Source organism: Kribbella sp. NPDC058693 (assembly GCF_042715335.1).
In the GTDB taxonomy this organism is placed as follows: Bacteria; Actinomycetota; Actinomycetes; order Propionibacteriales; family Kribbellaceae; genus Kribbella; species Kribbella jiaozuonensis.
Map to the genome: position 1 here is coordinate 333,694 of NZ_JBHXSQ010000005.1, position 16,070 is coordinate 349,763.

General features: G+C 68.5%; 13 protein-coding genes. 8 read left to right on the forward strand and 5 right to left on the reverse strand.

Annotated features, from left to right (window positions below; genetic code table 11):
- Positions 1–108 precede the first annotated feature (108 nt).
- From treS to ACFWUU_RS35880, 5 genes are all read left to right on the forward strand, one after another.
- Positions 109–1,824 carry a maltose alpha-D-glucosyltransferase gene (gene treS, locus ACFWUU_RS35860; protein WP_380182501.1) on the forward strand — a complete coding sequence of 572 codons (1,716 nt, stop codon included), beginning with the start codon at positions 109–111 and terminating at the stop codon, positions 1,822–1,824.
- Positions 1,824–3,236, forward strand: a complete 1,413-nt coding sequence (locus tag ACFWUU_RS35865; RefSeq protein WP_137259401.1) for an aminoglycoside phosphotransferase — start codon at positions 1,824–1,826, stop codon at positions 3,234–3,236. Before treS ends, ACFWUU_RS35865 begins: the two co-directional genes overlap by 1 nt.
- A gap of 82 nt (positions 3,237–3,318) precedes the next feature.
- Complete coding sequence (locus ACFWUU_RS35870) at positions 3,319–6,213, forward strand: ATP-binding protein (RefSeq protein ID WP_380182503.1); 2,895 nt, start codon at positions 3,319–3,321, stop codon at positions 6,211–6,213.
- 72 nt (positions 6,214–6,285) lie between these two features.
- Positions 6,286–8,514, forward strand: a complete 2,229-nt coding sequence (gene glgB / locus ACFWUU_RS35875; protein WP_380182505.1) for a 1,4-alpha-glucan branching protein GlgB — start codon at positions 6,286–6,288, stop codon at positions 8,512–8,514.
- A 9-nt stretch (positions 8,515–8,523) separates the two neighbouring features.
- Positions 8,524–9,429 carry a GNAT family N-acetyltransferase gene (locus ACFWUU_RS35880; protein ID WP_380182507.1) on the forward strand — a complete coding sequence of 302 codons (906 nt, stop codon included), beginning with the start codon at positions 8,524–8,526 and terminating at the stop codon, positions 9,427–9,429.
- Here the strand turns inward: ACFWUU_RS35880 and ACFWUU_RS35885 are convergent.
- Positions 9,419–10,234 carry an aminoglycoside phosphotransferase family protein gene (locus ACFWUU_RS35885; RefSeq protein WP_380182509.1) on the reverse strand — a complete coding sequence of 272 codons (816 nt, stop codon included), beginning with the start codon at positions 10,232–10,234 and terminating at the stop codon, positions 9,419–9,421. The two genes, ACFWUU_RS35880 and ACFWUU_RS35885, sit on opposite strands and share 11 nt — an antisense overlap.
- 21 nt (positions 10,235–10,255) lie before the next feature.
- Positions 10,256–10,639, reverse strand: coding sequence for a DUF4870 domain-containing protein (locus ACFWUU_RS35890; protein WP_137259406.1), 384 nt, complete (start codon positions 10,637–10,639; stop codon positions 10,256–10,258).
- An 80-nt stretch (positions 10,640–10,719) separates the two neighbouring features.
- Between ACFWUU_RS35890 and ACFWUU_RS35895 the strand changes: the two genes are divergently transcribed.
- Complete coding sequence (locus ACFWUU_RS35895) at positions 10,720–11,616, forward strand: alpha/beta hydrolase (RefSeq protein WP_380182511.1); 897 nt, start codon at positions 10,720–10,722, stop codon at positions 11,614–11,616.
- A 17-nt stretch (positions 11,617–11,633) separates the two neighbouring features.
- Positions 11,634–12,563, forward strand: coding sequence for an RNA polymerase subunit sigma-70 (locus ACFWUU_RS35900; protein WP_380182513.1), 930 nt, complete (start codon positions 11,634–11,636; stop codon positions 12,561–12,563).
- On the opposite strand, the gene ACFWUU_RS35905 is transcribed toward ACFWUU_RS35900, so the two are convergent.
- A complete protein-coding gene (locus ACFWUU_RS35905) occupies positions 12,544–13,959 on the reverse strand; it encodes a DHA2 family efflux MFS transporter permease subunit (RefSeq protein WP_380182515.1) in 1,416 nt (471 codons plus the stop codon). The genes ACFWUU_RS35900 and ACFWUU_RS35905 overlap by 20 nt on opposite strands.
- Positions 13,960–13,983: 24 nt before the next feature.
- On the opposite strand from ACFWUU_RS35905, the gene ACFWUU_RS35910 reads away from it, so the two are divergent.
- Positions 13,984–14,400: a MerR family transcriptional regulator gene (locus ACFWUU_RS35910; protein ID WP_137259410.1), complete on the forward strand. Its 417-nt coding sequence runs from the start codon at positions 13,984–13,986 to the stop codon at positions 14,398–14,400.
- Here ACFWUU_RS35910 and ACFWUU_RS35915 read toward each other — a convergent pair.
- Positions 14,376–15,599 (reverse strand): RNA polymerase sigma factor, encoded by a 1,224-nt coding sequence (locus tag ACFWUU_RS35915; RefSeq protein ID WP_380182520.1) that lies wholly within the window; start codon positions 15,597–15,599, stop codon positions 14,376–14,378. The genes ACFWUU_RS35910 and ACFWUU_RS35915 overlap by 25 nt on opposite strands.
- 60 nt (positions 15,600–15,659) lie before the next feature.
- Positions 15,660–16,031: a YciI family protein gene (locus ACFWUU_RS35920; RefSeq protein ID WP_137259412.1), complete on the reverse strand. Its 372-nt coding sequence runs from the start codon at positions 16,029–16,031 to the stop codon at positions 15,660–15,662.
- Positions 16,032–16,070 lie beyond the last annotated feature (39 nt).

Below are 16,070 nucleotides of genomic sequence, written 5' to 3' on the forward strand. Positions count from 1 at the left end.
GGGTACCTGAGATCAGTGCATGTCCAGGGCGGGTCCACACACCGTCGTCACGTTCGTGGCGGCGTGCCGTAGTACAAGCCGCAGTACCGCTAGGTTTGGAGACACCCGATGGAGGTGAGCGTGACCGACATGCTGCCGGAGCAGCACCACGGACTGACGAAGAGTGACCCGCTGTGGTTCAAGCGGGCCGTCTTCTACGAGGTCCTCGTGCGGTCCTTCAAGGACTCGAACGCCGACGGCATCGGCGACCTGCAGGGTCTGACCGAGAAGCTCGACTATCTCGAGTGGCTCGGTGTCGACTGCCTCTGGTTGCCGCCGTTCCAGCCGTCCCCGCTGCGCGACGGCGGTTACGACGTCTCCGACTACACCGGCGTGATGCCGGAGGTCGGCACCGTGCAGGACTTCGAGGAGTTCCTGGTCCAGGCGCACGCGCGCGGCATCCGGGTGATCGTCGACTTCGTGATGAACCACACCTCGGACCAGCACCCCTGGTTCCAGGCCTCCCGGCAGGACCCGGACGGCCCGTTCGGCGACTTCTACGTCTGGTCCGACACCGACGACAAGTACGCCGACGCGCGGATCATCTTCGTCGACACCGAGAGCTCGAACTGGACCTGGGACCCGGTCCGCGGCCAGTACTTCTGGCACCGGTTCTACGCCAACCAGCCGGACCTGAACTTCGAGAACCCGGCCGTCGGCGACGCGATCGTCGACGCGCTGAAGTTCTGGCTGGACCGCGGCGTCGACGGCTTCCGGCTGGACGCGGTGCCGTACCTGTTCGAGACCGACGGCACGAACTGCGAGAACCTCCCCCGGACCCACGAGTTCCTGAAGCGGATCCGCAAGGAGGTCGACGCGAACTACGAGGACCGCGTCCTGCTCTGCGAGGCGAACCAGTGGCCGGCCGACGTGGTCGAGTACTTCGGCGACCGCGACTCCGGCGGCGACGAGTGCCAGATGGCGTTCCACTTCCCGGTGATGCCGCGCATCTTCATGGGCGTACGGCGCGAGTCCCGCTTCCCGATCTCGGAGATCCTGGCCCAGACGCCGGAGATCCCGGACACCTGCCAGTGGGGCATCTTCCTGCGCAACCACGACGAGCTCACGCTCGAGATGGTCAGCGACGAGGACCGCGACTACATGTGGGGCGAGTACGCCCAGGACCCGCGGATGAAGGCGAACATCGGCATCCGCCGCCGGCTGGCACCGCTGCTGGACAACGACGTGAACAAGATGGAGCTGTTCACCGCGCTGCTGCTCAGCCTGCCCGGCTCCCCGATCCTGTACTACGGCGACGAGATCGGCATGGGCGACAACATCTGGCTGGGCGACCGCGACGGCGTCCGTACGCCGATGCAGTGGTCCCCGGACCGCAACGCCTCGTTCTCCACCGCGACGCCCGGCAAGCTGAGCCTGCCGGTGATCATGGACCCGGTCTACGGCTTCCAGGCGGTGAACGTCGAGGCCGAGATGGAGAACGCCTCGTCGCTGCTGCACTGGACCCGCCGGATGATCCAGACCCGCAAGCAGCACCCCTGCTTCGGGATGGGCACGTTCACCGATCTCGGCGGTTCGAACCCGAGCGTCCTGTCGTACGTGCGCGAGTTCGGCGACGACGTGGTGCTGTGCGTGAACAACCTGTCCCGCTTCCCGCAGCCGATCGAGCTGGATCTGCGGCAGTGGCAAGGAGTGGAGCCGATCGAGTTGCTCGGCGGTGTGCACTTCCCGACGATCGGGGAGTTGCCCTACCTTCTGACCCTCGGCGCCCACGGTTTCTACTGGTTCCGGCTGGCGAAGCCGGCTGACCACGAGGAGAGCATGTAGTGAATTCGCATCTGGACCAGGTCCAGTCCTTCTGCGCGGGCCAGAGGTGGTTCGGGGAGAAGGGACACGACGTCCGCGTCGAAGCGATGGCCACGTCGGTGTGGCTGTCGGACGAGGGCGCCTGGCCGGCGGTCCGGATCGGGTTCGTCTACTGTGCGGGTCCGCCTGGGGTGGAGATCCCGATCCGGGTCTACCAGCTGCCGCTCAGCTACCACCGCACACCGGTCGACAACCTCGGCCATGCGCTGATCGGTGAGTGGGTGGAGCCGGATCTCGACGACGCCGAGGTCTGGGTGTACGACGCCTTGCACGACAAGGAAGCAACGCCGTACTGGCTGGACGGGCTGACCCACGGACGGCAGCTGGACGGGCTGGAGTTCCATCCCGTCCAGGCTCCGGACCGCAAGATCGAGGTGCCGGAGGACGCACAGTCGCTGGTCCTCACCGTCGAGCAGAGCAACACCTCGCTGGTGTTCGGCGATGTCGCGCTGCTGAAGGTGTTCCGCCGGCTCGAGCCCGGGAGCAACCCGGGGGTCGAGATCGAGTCGGCGCTCACCGAGTCCGGGTCCGAACTGGTCCCGGAGGTGCTGGGGTCTGCGCGCGGTAGGTGGCCGCGCGCCGGCGGCGGCACCGACTCGGGCGAGCTGGCGATGATGACGGCGTTCCAGAGCAACGCCACCGACGGCTGGTCGTTCGCGACCTCCTCGGTGCGGGACCTGTACGCCGAGGCCGACCTGCACGCCGAGGAGGTCGGCGGCGACTTCGCACCCGAGTCGCACCGGCTCGGCGCGAGCACCGCGCAGGTGCACTCGGAGTTGGCCAAGGCGCTCGGCACCGACATCTGGGAGCCGGCCAAGCTGGTCGAGCACGCGGACGCGATGCGCCGCCGGCTCGACAAGGCGGCGGCCGCGATCCCGGAGCTCGCGCCGTACGCCGACGGGCTGACGCGTGCGTTCGACGCGCTGGCGGCGTACGACCAGCCGGTCACTGTCCAACGCATCCACGGGGACTTCCATCTCGGACAGGTACTGCGGACGATCGACGGCTGGAAGCTGATCGACTTCGAGGGCGAGCCGGCCAAGTCGCTGATCGAGCGGCGGGCGCTGGACACCCCGGTGAAGGACATCGCCGGGATGCTGCGCTCGTTCGACTACGCGGCCCGGTCGTTGCTGGCCGATCATCGCGGCGACCAGCAGATCGCATACCGGGCGACCGAGTGGGCGGCCCGCAACCAGCAGGCCTTCTGCGACGGGTACGCCGAGGTGGCGGGCACCGATCCGCGTGAGCAGACCGTGCTGCTGAACTCGTTCCTCGCCGACAAGGTCATCTACGAGGTGCTGTACGAGGCGCGGAACCGGCCGACCTGGCTGCAGATCCCGCTGTCCGCAGCGGCGCATTTGGCCGGACAGTAGTACCCCAAATCTCTGCCAAGTAATCCAACTCCGGCGGAGAATTACAGAGCGTGGGTGGCCGACCACTGTAATACTTGCGGGTATGCCTCCCGAGCCGCTGCTAGAGGTCCGTGTTCTCGGCCCTCTGGTGGTCAGGGTTGGCGGCACCCCGCTCTCGGTCGACCGCCCGCTGGAACGGGCGCTGCTCGTCCGGCTCGCGCTGGCCGGTGGCATGTCCGTTCCGGACAACCGGCTCGCGGCCGACCTCTGGGGTGACGTCGACCTGGCCCGCCCGACCGAGCGCCTGCGCGTCCTCGCGTCCCGGCTCCGGTCAGCTCTCGAGCTCCCTTCACTCCTCACCCGCTCGAACGGCGGGTATGCACTCGCCGCCCGCGTCACCGACCTAACCGAGGCGCGAGCCGCAGCCGAGCAGATGCACGCAGCCGTACGGTCCGGTGACCACGCCCTCGTCCGTACGTCGGCCCGCGCGGCGCTCTCCCACTGGCGAGGCCCATCCCTCGCCGACCTACGCACCGTCCCGTACTCCGTTGCCGAGGGCGAACAACTCGACGCGTGGCGCCTGGCTCTCCAGGTCGAACTCCTGGACGCCGAGCTAGCCCTGGGCCACGCAGCCGAAGCCGCCCGCGAGCTCGAGGCGCTGGCGGGCGAAAACCCTTTACACGAACGCCTCTGGTGCCTACTAGCCCTCGCCCTCTACCGCACCGGCCGCCAAGCCGACGCCCTCTCCCGCCTCTCCAAACTCCGCACCCGCCTAGCCGAAGAACTAGGCGTAGACCCCACCCCAGACACAGCGGCGATGGAACTCCGCCTACTCCGCCAAGACCCAACCCTCCTACTCAAAACCCCGAAGACCACGGTTTCACCACCTCCTCCTGACACCCCAACGGTTCAGCTGCCGGCGCCTCTCACCAGCTTTGTGGGGCGGGACGCTGAGCTCTCCTCGCTCGTGCGGCGGTTGGAGCAGCCTGGGTTGGTTACGTTGACGGGTGGGCCGGGGAGTGGGAAGTCGCGGTTGGCGTTCGAAGCTGCGCGCGCCACGAAGCGGGTCGTGCGGGTTGTGGAGTTGGCGCCGTTGCAGCGGGAAACCGCAGTACTGGAAGCGATTGTGGGGGATGACGCCGGCGGGCACGATCCGATTGGGGCGGCTGCGGCGAGCCTGGATGGGTCCGTGTTGGTGCTCGACAACGCGGAGCACGTCGTCGAGCAGACGGCCGAGATCGTCGCCGGACTGCTCCGTCAGGCGCCCGCCCTGACCATCCTGGTCACCTCCCAGCGACCACTCCAGCTGGCAGCCGAGGAAGTCTGGCCGATGCGCCCCCTGGACGCACTGGACGCGGCCAAGCTGTTCACCGAGCGCTGCGCCACCGACGCCCACAGCGCCGACCCCGAGCAGATCGCAGCCATCTGTACGGCGGTAGACCGCTACCCACTAGGCATCGAGCTGGCCGCCGGTCTCACCCGCACCCTGACCGTCCCCCAACTCGCAAAGCGCCTGGCCGACCGCATGCGACTACTGGTGGCCGGCTCCCGCGACGCCCAGCTCAGACACACCAGTCTGGTCGCCGCACTCGACTGGAGCCATCAACTCCTAGGTGACCGAGAGCGCGCAGTACTCCGCCGCATAGCCGTATTCGCCGGTGGCTTCACCCTCGAAGCCGCCGAACAGGTCGCCGACGACCCCCGCGACGTAGCACCGGCCCTGACCGAGCTGGCCGACCGCTCCCTCCTCACAGTCGAAGCCGTGAACGGCCGCCGCTTCCGCCTCCTGGAAACCGTCCGCGACTACGCACTGACCAAGCTCGAGGACGCACGCGAGACCGACCAAGCCCGCACAGCACAACTCGACTGGGCCCTCAGCTTCGTCCAGACAGCCGCCCGCGACGACGACTTCGCATCGGCCGACTCCGTCACCGAAGTCTTCGCCGAATGGCCCAACCTGCTCGACATCCTGGACCGCGCCCCAGGCACAGACCGCGCCGTCGTAGGCCTCCGACTAGCCCTAGCCCTCCACACCCCCTGGCTGATCAGAGGCTGGTACGCCGAAGCCGCCCGCCACTTCGCAGCACTCGCGGACGCCCCGAACGCAACCACCGCCGAACGAGTTGCCGCCCTCAGCAACCACGGCTTCGTCCTCACCATGCGCGGCCGCTTCGACCAAGCCGCAGAAGCCCTCACCGAAGCCGAAGCACTGGCCCGAACACAGGACGACGACACCCTCACCCTGACAGCGCTCTACTACCGCAGCATCGTCGAGATCGAACGCGGCCATCTCACAGACGCGTTCACCCCCTTGCTGGCAGGCCAAGCACTCGCCCGGACCTCACCGCAACACGAACGCAGACTCTCCGCCTGCACCGACGCACTGGGCACCCTCTACGTCTACACAGGCCAACCTGCGAAGGCCCTCGAGTGCTACGAGACCTGCATCGTCGCGGACCGCGAGTACGGCGACGAGCACGGCCTGTCCCGCGGCCTCAGCAACCTTGCCGGCGCACTCGTCAGCCTCAACCGGTACGACGAAGCACTCAAGGCGGCCGCCGAGTCCGACCACTACGCACGCCGCCTCGACGACCGCCAGATCCTCCCGCTCAACGAGGTGATCCGCGGCGTGGTCGCCGTCGCCCGCGCTGACCTCGACGCCGCCGAGAAGTACCTACGGTCCGCAGTCGAGTACGCCGTTGCCGACGACAGCGGCGTCACGCACGCGTACATCGACCTGGCCGATCTCCTCATCCTGCAAGGCGAAGTGGACGAGGCAGCCGCACTCCTCGACGCAGTCTTCGCCGAGACAACCGAGCAGAGCACCTCCTGGCTGGCGGCTCGGGCAGTAGCCACCGCGCTCGCCGTCGCACAGGGCAACGGCCCGCAGGCCGCCACGCTGCTGGCCGAAACCACCACGATCTACACGCAGACAGGCTTCGCCTGGCCCCGGTACGCCGCCCGCCTCAACGCCGTACGAGAAGCTTTGGCCGACTGAGGATTGTGTACGTCGGGACTCGGCGGGTACGGGGTGCAGTGAAGACGGGGTTGATCGGGCAGGATGGGATTCATGGGAGAGCGCGAAGCTTTTGAGGAGCCTGTGGTGGCGGTTGAGGAGCCTGTGGTGACAGCGGTACCGGTCGATCGGACCGAGCTGGAGAGACTCGTCGGCGGCACGTACCACGATCCTCATCGGGTGCTCGGCCCGCATCTCGGTGAGCACGGTGTGACGGTGCGAGCGCTGCGGCCGTTCGCGAAGAGCGTCACCGTGCTGTACGACGACCACCGCCTCGATCTCCGGCACGAGTACGACGGCATCTGGGTCGGCGTACTCGACGTCGACAAGGTCCCGGACTACCGCCTCGAGGTGACCTACACCGACGGTCCCGCGACCGTGGTCGACGACCCGTACCGCTATCTCCCGTCGCTGGGCGAGGTCGACCTGCACCTGATCGGCGAGGGCCGGCACGAGCAGCTGTGGACCGTGCTGGGTGCCCACGTCCGGCGCTACGACGGCCCGACCGGGACCGTCACCGGTACGTCGTTCGCGGTCTGGGCCCCGAACGCGCAGGGGATCCGGCTGACCGCGGACTTCAACTTCTGGGACGGCCGCGCCCACCCGATGCGCTCGCTGGGCTCTTCCGGCGTCTGGGAGATCTTCGTGCCCGGCGTCGGCGCCGGCACGCGGTACAAGTTCGACATCTGCGGCCGCGACGGCGTCTGGCGGCAGAAGGCCGACCCGATGGCGAACCTGGCCGAGACTCCCCCGGCGAACGCGTCCGTCGTCACCGAGTCGGCGTACGAGTGGAGCGACGCGGCCTGGCTGGAGCGGCGCGCGCAGGCCGAGGCGTACGCGGAACCGATGAGCGTGTACGAAGTACATCTCGGCTCCTGGCGGAAGGGCCGCTCGTACCGCGAGCTGGCCGACGAACTTGTTGCCTACGTCAACGACATGGGGTTCACCCACGTCGAGCTGATGCCGGTGATGGAACACCCGTTCGGCGGATCGTGGGGCTACCAGGTCACGTCGTACTTCGCGCCGACCTCGCGCTTCGGCGACCCGGACGACTTCCGCCTGCTCGTCGACCGGCTGCACCAGGCCGGCATCGGCGTGATCGTCGACTGGGTGCCCGCACACTTCCCGAAGGACGCCTGGGCCCTGGCCCGCTTCGACGGTACGCCGCTGTACGAGCACCCGGACCCGCGCCGCGGCGAGCAGCCGGACTGGGGCACGCTGGTCTTCGACTTCGGCCGGCCGCAGGTGCGGAACTTCCTGGTGGCGAACGCGATCTACTGGGCCGAGGAGTTCCACATCGACGGCCTGCGCGTCGACGCGGTCGCCTCGATGCTCTACCTGGACTACTCGCGCCAGGACGGCCAGTGGGTCCCGAACCAGTACGGCGGCCGCGAGAACCTGGAGGCCGTCTCGTTCCTGCAGGAGATGAACGCGACCCTGTACAAGCGGGTCCCCGGCGTCATCACCGTGGCCGAGGAGTCGACGTCCTGGCCGGGCGTCACCCGCGGGACGCATCTCGGCGGGCTCGGCTTCGGCTTCAAGTGGAACATGGGCTGGATGAACGACTCGCTCCGCTACCTGGAGCACGAGCCGATCCACCGCCAGTACCACCACCACGAGCTGACGTTCTCGATGATGTACGCGTACTCCGAGAACTTCGTCCTCCCGCTTTCCCACGACGAGGTCGTGCACGGCAAGGGATCGCTGCTGCGCAAGATGCCCGGCGACCGCTGGCAGCAGCTGGCGAACCTGCGTGCGTACCTGGCGATGATGTGGGCGCACCCGGGCAAGCAGCTGCTGTTCATGGGCTGCGAGTTCGGCCAGGAGTCGGAGTGGTCGGAGAAGGGCGAGCTGGACTGGTGGCTGCTGGACCACAGCGACCACCAGGGTCTGCAGCAGCTGGTCCGCGACCTGAACCGGGTCTACAAGGACACTCCGGCGTTCTGGCGCACCGACCATGACGCGGAGAAGTTCAGCTGGATCGACGCGAACGACGCCAGCAACAACATCTTCTCGTTCGTCCGGTACGGCGGCGAGGGCGAGCCCAGCGTGGCGTGTGTCGCGAACTTCTCCGCGATCCCGCACCACGGCTACCGCCTCGGCCTCCCGTACGCCGGCCGCTGGGAAGAGGTCGTCAACACCGACGCCAACACGTACGGCGGCTCCGGCGTCGGCAACTTCGGCGCCGTCGAGGCCGACGGACCGGAGTGGCACGGGATGACCACCAGCACCGAACTGTCCGTCCCACCCCTGGCAACGGTGTACCTACGCTTCACCGGGTAGCGTTCAGGGGTGACCGCCGTGGACCCCCTGTCAGATGGTGAGCTGACGCTGCGACCTTCGCCGCCGAACGGGCAGATGACGACGTTCACCGTCGAGCACATCCATCCGGGCGGCCCGGAACACGCGGGAGACACCCTGGGCACGGTCGAGGTACGCCGGACCACGCCCGGGGTCGCTCTGGTCGTCTGGTCGCTCGACGGCGGCCCCGGACCGGCCCAGCAGGCGCTGCGACTCGTGTCGGAGTACGCGTTCGCCGAGCTCGGGCTGGAGCGGCTGCAGGTCGAGGTCGACCCCGAGCTGCACTCGAGCGCCCGGGTGGCGATCCGGTCCGGTTTCCGGCGTGAGGGCGTGTTGCGTGGCGGCGCGCTGGTCGACGGCGAGCGCCGGGACGTCGCGATCTACGGGATGCGCAAGGACGACCCACGGCCGGACTCGGTGACGGGCTGGACGGCGTTGATGGACTCGACCCTGCCCAAGAAGCGGGTGATCGCCCACGTCGTCGTACGCGACACGGCCGGGCGCGTCCTGCTGTGTCAGGTCAGCTACAAGAAGGACCTGGAGCTGCCCGGCGGTGTGGTCGAGCCCGACGAGGACCCGGCGACCGGTGCGTCCCGGGAGATGCAGGAAGAGATCGGTACGGCGCTGCCGCTGCTCGCCGTACTAGCGATCGACTGGCTACCGCGCTGGGAGGGCTGGGGCGACGCAGTCGAGATCCTGTACGACGGCGGCGTACACGACCCGTCACTGATCGACGAACTGCATCCGGACGGCTTCGAGATCCGCGGCCTGTCGTGGCACGCACCCGAGGAGCTGGAAGGCCTGGTCTCGCCGCTGAATGCCAGGCGGCTCCCGATGCTTCTGGCCGCGCCGGACCAGCTCCACAACCTGCGAGCCGGCGTACCGATCACTTCGTGAGCTGGTTGACACACCAGAGGTAGTGGCCGTCTCCGGCGTTCTCGTCGTAGATGGTCGCGGTGATGATCGCGTACGCCTGCCGGTAGAGCCGCATCCGCTCCCGGTCGTGCCCGAGCTCTTCGAACCGCCTCAGCAGCAGCTCGTCCAGCCGCCGTGCCTCCGGCCCGTACATGTCGAAGAACCCGGCCGCCAGCGACGCCTCGAACGTGTTGTCCCCCGCGGTCGACAAGAACCCCCAGTCCAACACCGCCGCGACCCGTGCGCCGTCCATCAGCACGTTGGGCGGGCAGATGTCGCCATGCACCACACTCAACGTGAGGTCAGGCAGGCTGCACAGCCCCTCAACCACCTGCTCCAACAGCCGAGGGAAACCAGGCACGTCCCGCTCGAGGTGAACCTTCGAGGCCGCCGCGCGACGCCCCACCAAGCCCGCGAGGCTCTCGCCCCAGGACTGCTTCCAGAAAGGCTCGTTGATCACGGTCATCGCCGTGGCCGCCGGACCGGGGTGGGTGGATCGCAGCGCTTCGACGACCAGCACGAACGCGTCGAGGGCCTGCTCCTCCGCCAGACCGGCCTCGCGCAGCGGTACGCCGGTCAGCTTGTCCTCCACGCTGACCGCCAGCCCGTTCTCGCCCACGCCGACCTCGCGGATCCGCGGCGTACGGAACGGCAGCTCCGGCAGCTCGTCCAGGAACGCCTTCAGGGGCAGCACATCCTCCGGCCGCCGGTCGAACCAGACCTTCCGCACGGTCCCGTCCCCGAGGTCGTAGACCGCGCCTTCCATGCCCTGGCCGATGAGTTCCACCGGCCCGACCCTAGCGGACCGTCAGCGGATGAACCTGATCGTCAGCGGATACCGGTAGTCCTGCCCGCTCGACGCCGCGATCGTCGCCATCACGATGACCACTACCGCCGCGACCGCGCCGATCACGATCAGCGGCACGATGATCAGCACCCCGAGACCGAACGTGATCAGTACCAGCACCACCGCGATCGCCGTGTAGATCAGCAATGAGATCTGGAAGTTCAGCGACTCCACCGCGTTCTTGCGGACGAACTCGGACCGCCCGCGGAACAGCAGCCAGATGATCAGCGGACACAGGAACCCCATCGCGAACCAGGCCGCGATGAACACCCCCACATGCGCGAGCATCGCCCACGTGCGTTCTTCCGAGGCCGACAGCGCCGACCCTGAGCCCGGAGTGCTCATGCTCCCAGTGAAGCACGCCGATTCCTTTTCGCGGCAGCGCTGGTCAGTACCGATAACGACCAGCAACGAAAGGAACCACGATGGCGAGCAAGGAGTCGGAAGCAGTCCGCCGGCATTGGGCCAAGTCGCGGGCAGCGGCCGAGCAGGACACCCGCGAAGGCGACCAGGAACTGGACGACCATCGCTGGGCCGAGCTGACGACCGAACCGTCGGACGTGGACTACCTGTCCGTCGACGGCCGCGAGGCGCTCTGGATCAACCCGCACAACGCCGCCACGGACCGGGTCCTGCTGTGCCTCCACGGCGGCGGCTACGTCGGCGGATCGCGGTTCTCACACCGGAAGCTGTTCGCTCACCTGGCTAAAGCAGTCGGGTCCCGTGCGCTCGTCTTCGACTACCCGATGGCGCCCGCGCACACGCACCCGGCTCAGCTCGACCACGCGGTCGACACCTACCGCTGGCTGCTGAACCAGGGCCTCGCACCCGAGCACATCGTGTTCGCCGGCGACTCGGTCGGCGGCGGCATGGCCATCACCACCCAGCTCCGCGCCCGCTCGATCGGCCTGCCGCTCCCGGCCGGTGCGCTGCCGTTCTCCCCCGCGGTCGACTTCGAGGCGACAGGTGCGTCGTACGACGGCAACCGCGACCGCGACGCGTTCTTCCACCGCGACCTGGTCCGTGGACTCGCCTACCTCTTCCTGGGACCGGACGGCTCGCCGCGGGACCCGTTCGTGAACCCGCTGTACGGCGACCTCACCGGGCTCGGGCCGATCTACATCCAGGTCGGCGGCGACGAAGTACTGCTCGACGACGCGAACATGCTGGCCGAGGCGGCGGAGAAGGCCGGGGTCGACGTACGGCTGGATGTGTTCCCGGAGATGCAGCACACGTTCCAGATGGCGGCGGGTCGCGCGCCGGAGGCCGACGATGCGATCCGGCGGATGGCACGCTGGGCACGGCCGGTGCTGGGCCTGTGACGATCGAGGAGGTTGTAGTGAGTGACTTCGGTAGCCGGACGGAGCCGTTCCGGAAGGAGCTGCTCGCCCACTGCTACCGGATGCTCGCTTCTGTGCACGAGGCCGAGGACGCCGTACAGGAGACGTACCTGCGGGCTTGGCGGTCGTGGTCGGCCTTCGAGGAACGGTCCTCAGTGCGGGTGTGGCTGTACCGGATCGCGACCAACGTCTGCCTGACCGCACTCGAGCAACGCGGCCGCCGCGCCCTGCCGTCCGGTCTCGGCGCTCCAGCCACCGACCTCTCCCCCGGCACACCTCCCGACGACCCGTCTGTGCTCTTCGTGGAGCCGATCGCGGAGTTGCTGGTGCACGACCCGGCGACCATCGTGACCACGCGGGAGAGCCTGCGACTGGCGCTCATCGCGGCGCTGCAGTACCTGCCGGCCAAGCAGCGCGCCGTGCTGATCCTGCGCGAGGTGCTGGCGTTCCCGGCGGCCGAGGTCGCCAGCATGCTCGACACCTCGGTGGCGGCGGTGAAGAGCACGCTGCAGCGAGCGCGAGCCCGACTCGACGAGAACCCGCCCTCAGAGGTTGTCGAGCCGGACGACCCACAGGCCCAAGCCCTGCTCGCGGATTACATCTCCGGCTTCGAGAACGCCGATCTGGCTGCTCTCGAACGGGCGCTGCGCGCAGACGCGGCGATCGAGATGGTCGGTACGACGGCCTGGTTCAACGGTCGGGTGATGTGCCTGCAACTGCTGGAGTCCGCGCTCGGCGAGCCCGGGGACTGGCGGATGATCCCGATCGTCGCGAACGGTCAGCCTGCGGTCGGCGCCTACTTCAAGGGCGAGGCGTACGGCGTCGCCGTACTCACGCCGACGGCCACTGGTCTGACCGGCATCCACGTCTTCAGTACGCCGAGCCTCGTCCCGTACTTCGGTCTGCCGCTCACACCGCCTGCGCGGTAAGGAGCGCTCGGCGGCTCGTACTCACCAGGGCCAGCGCCAGTACGACGAGTCCCATCGCGATGATCGGCCACCAGACCAGGTGGGCGGCGTGGACGAACGCCTGCGGATCGGTCGTCGCCTTGGCACCGACGATCGATCCGGCGATCGCGACGCCGAGCGACGTACCGGTCTGCCGGCCGACCGACGCGAGCGATGCCGCAAGGCCGGTCATCGAGGCGGGCATGCCGGAGACCGCCGAGTTCGCGATCGGCGGGTTGATCGTGCCGAGGAAGACGCCGAACAGCAGGAAGATCGCGAGGATGACGGGCAGTGGAGTGGAGACACCGATCGTCATCGACGCGGCCGCTCCGAGTGTCAGCGCCGTACCGGCGACGACTAGCGGCCAGCGTGGGCCGTGCGAACCGACCACGCGGCCGGTGAGCGGCGACAGTACGCAGATCAGCAGACCGACGGGCAGCAGGGACAGGCCGGCGTCGAGCGCGGACAGGTTCCGCACGCTCTGCAGGTAGAGGGTCGTGACGAAGAGGAACGCGCCGAAGCCGCTGTAGGCGAACAGCGCGATCAGTACGGCGGAGCTGAACGGGACGCTGCGGAACAGGCGAAGCTCGAGCAACGGCTCCGCCCGCCGGCGTTCGTACGCGATCAGCGCGACCGCCGAAACCGCTGCGATCACGAGCAGACCGACGATGAACGGCGTACCCCAGCCGTGCTTCTCGGACTCGATGATCGCCGACACGACGCCGCCGAGCACGAAGATGACGAGAAGCTGACCGACCGGGTCGAACCGCCGGCCGTGCGCGGCGCGGGACTCCGGGACGAACAAGCTGGTGAAGACCACCGCGAGTACGACGATCGGAAGGTTCACCCAGAAGATCGACCGCCAGCCGAGACCGTCGACGAGAGCGCCGCCGACGATCGGACCGAGCACCAGCGACAGGCCGGCCGTCGCACCGAAGATCCCGATCGCCCGCGCCCGCTCGGCCCGGTCCGGGAACACCCCCACCACGATCGCCATCGCGACCGGGTTCAGCATCGTGCCGCCGACCGCCTGCACCGCCCGCGCGGCGATCAGCCAGCCGATCCCCGGCGCCAGGCTGCACAGCAGCGAACCGATCCCGAACACGATCAGCCCGAGCCGGAACATCCGGCGCCGGCCGAACCGATCCGCGGTCGAACCGACCAGCAACAGGAAGCTCGCCAGCACCAGCGTGTAGGCGTCGACGGTCCACTGCAGCCCGGCCGTCGAGGCCCCGAGCCCGTCCCGGATCGCGGGCAGGGCGACGTTCACGATCGAGATGTCCATCACCGAGATCAGCAGGCTCGCGCAGCAGATCACGAGGACGGCGTACCGGCGGGCACTGGTCAGACCAGTGTCCTCGAGCGTTGAGAGGGTCATACCGACCACGCTAGGATTTAGAGCGTGCTCGAAGTCAATGAACGCGGGATCAGCATCGCCGAGGCCGCCGAACGCACCGGCGTCAGCGTCCACACGCTCCGGTACTACGAACGCGCCGGCCTGGTCGTCACCACCGTCGACCGCACCTCAGGCGGGCGCCGCCGCTACCGCAAGATCGACCTGGACTGGATCAAGATCTGCACGAAGTTCCGGGCCACCGGGATGCCGATCCGCGTGATCCGGCAGTACGCCGAGCTCGTCCTCGCCGGGCGTGGCAACGAGAAGGACCGGCTCGAACTACTCGAGCGGCACCGTTCCGACGTACTCACCCAGCTCGCCGAGCTGCAGGAGAGTCTGGAGCTCATCGACCACAAGATCGACGTGTACCGCGGCCGGATGGAAGCCGGCGACGCCGATCAGCTCTGGGCGCCCCGCGCCTGAAGCCTCGCCGTCAGGAAGCGGCGCTCGGTCTCGTTGGCGGTGAGCTCGATCGCCTCCCGATAGGCGTCGGCGGCCTCGTCCGCGCGACCGAGGCGGGTGAGCACGTCTGCCCGGGTCGCAGGCAGGTACGCGTACGCCGCCAGCGCGGGCTCCTTGCTCAAGGCATCCAATTCGTCGAGGACCGCAGCGAGGTCCGCGCCGGGCACGAGGCTGTGTGCGGCAGCCCGATTGAGCGCGACGATCGGGGTCGGCCAGCTCACCATCATCGCGTCGTACATGCGGACCACCTGGCGCCAATCCGTCCTCTCCCACGACGGCGCAGTCACGTGCAGCCCCGCGACGGCCGCCTGCAACGCGAAGCGCCCATGCCCTCGCTGGAGGGCCGAGGTCGCCCGCGAGACGCCCTCCGCCAGCAGTGGCGCGTCCCACCGCGAACGGTCCTGATCCGCGAGCAGAACCAGCTCGCCGTCCGCACTCACCCGCGCATCACCACGCGCCTCGGTCATCAACAGCAACCCGAGCAACGCCTGCGGTTCCGGCTCGTCCGGCATCAACCGCTCCAGCAGCCGCGCCAACTCCACCGCCCGACCGGTCAGATCCGACCGCGTCAGCTCAGACCCGGCCGCCACATGACCTGCCGTGTAGACCAGATGTACGACGGTCAGCACGACGTCCAGCCTCTTGGGCAGCTCGTGATCCGCGGGGATCCGGTACGGAATACCCGCGGCCGCGATCTTCTTCTTGGCCCGGGTGATCCGCGCCGCCGCCGTCGATTCGCTGATCAGCAGGACGGCCGCCACCTCGCGGGTCGTCAGCCCGCAGATCAGCCGCAGCGTCAGCGCCACCTGTGATTCGCGCGCCAGCGCCGGGTGGCAGCAGGTGAACACCAGCCTGAGCGGGTCCGTCGGCTGCTCGACCTCGCCGGGCTCCTCGACCAGCAGCGGCAGCTTCCGCCACAGGTTGGTCTCCCGCCGCAGCCGGTCCAGCGCGAGACGCCGGGCGACCGTCGTCAGCCAGCCACCCGGATTCGACGGGATCCCGTCCGGCCAGGTCCGCAGCGCCTGCACGAACGCGTCCTGCGTGCAGTCCTCGGCCAGGTCGAGGTCGCGCGTCAGGCGCACGACCGACGCGAGCACGGTCGACCAGCTCTCGCGATGAGCCTGGTCGACCACTCGCGTGACTTCTACCGCCTCAGTCATCGCTCGTCCCCCGCGGGTACGCCGACGGGACGGAACGTCGGCGTACCCGGCTCAGGCATGTCAGGCCGACGGCTGCGAGTCCGACGAGGTGTCCATCACCGGACGGACCTCGACATTGCCGGACGGGCAGATCTTGGCCAGCTCCAGCGCCTGGTCGAGATCGCGGGCCTCGATCACGTAGTAGCCGCCGAGCGCCTCCTTGGTCTCGATGAACGGACCGTCGGTGACCAGCGGCTCGGCACCCTCGCGCTGCTTCACCGTGCTCGCCGTCGTGGACCGCTCGAGCGCCTCCCCGCCGAGGATCCGCGCCCCGGCCTTCTCCACCGCCTCGGCGAACGCCCCGTGCAGCTTCATCGCCTGCTGCCAGTCGTCCGGCGTGACGTTGTCGTACCACTCTTCGCTGTCGTACAGCAGGAACATGTACTGCGCCATCTCAGGCTCTCCCTCGTGTAGGGCTTGTACTGAACATCT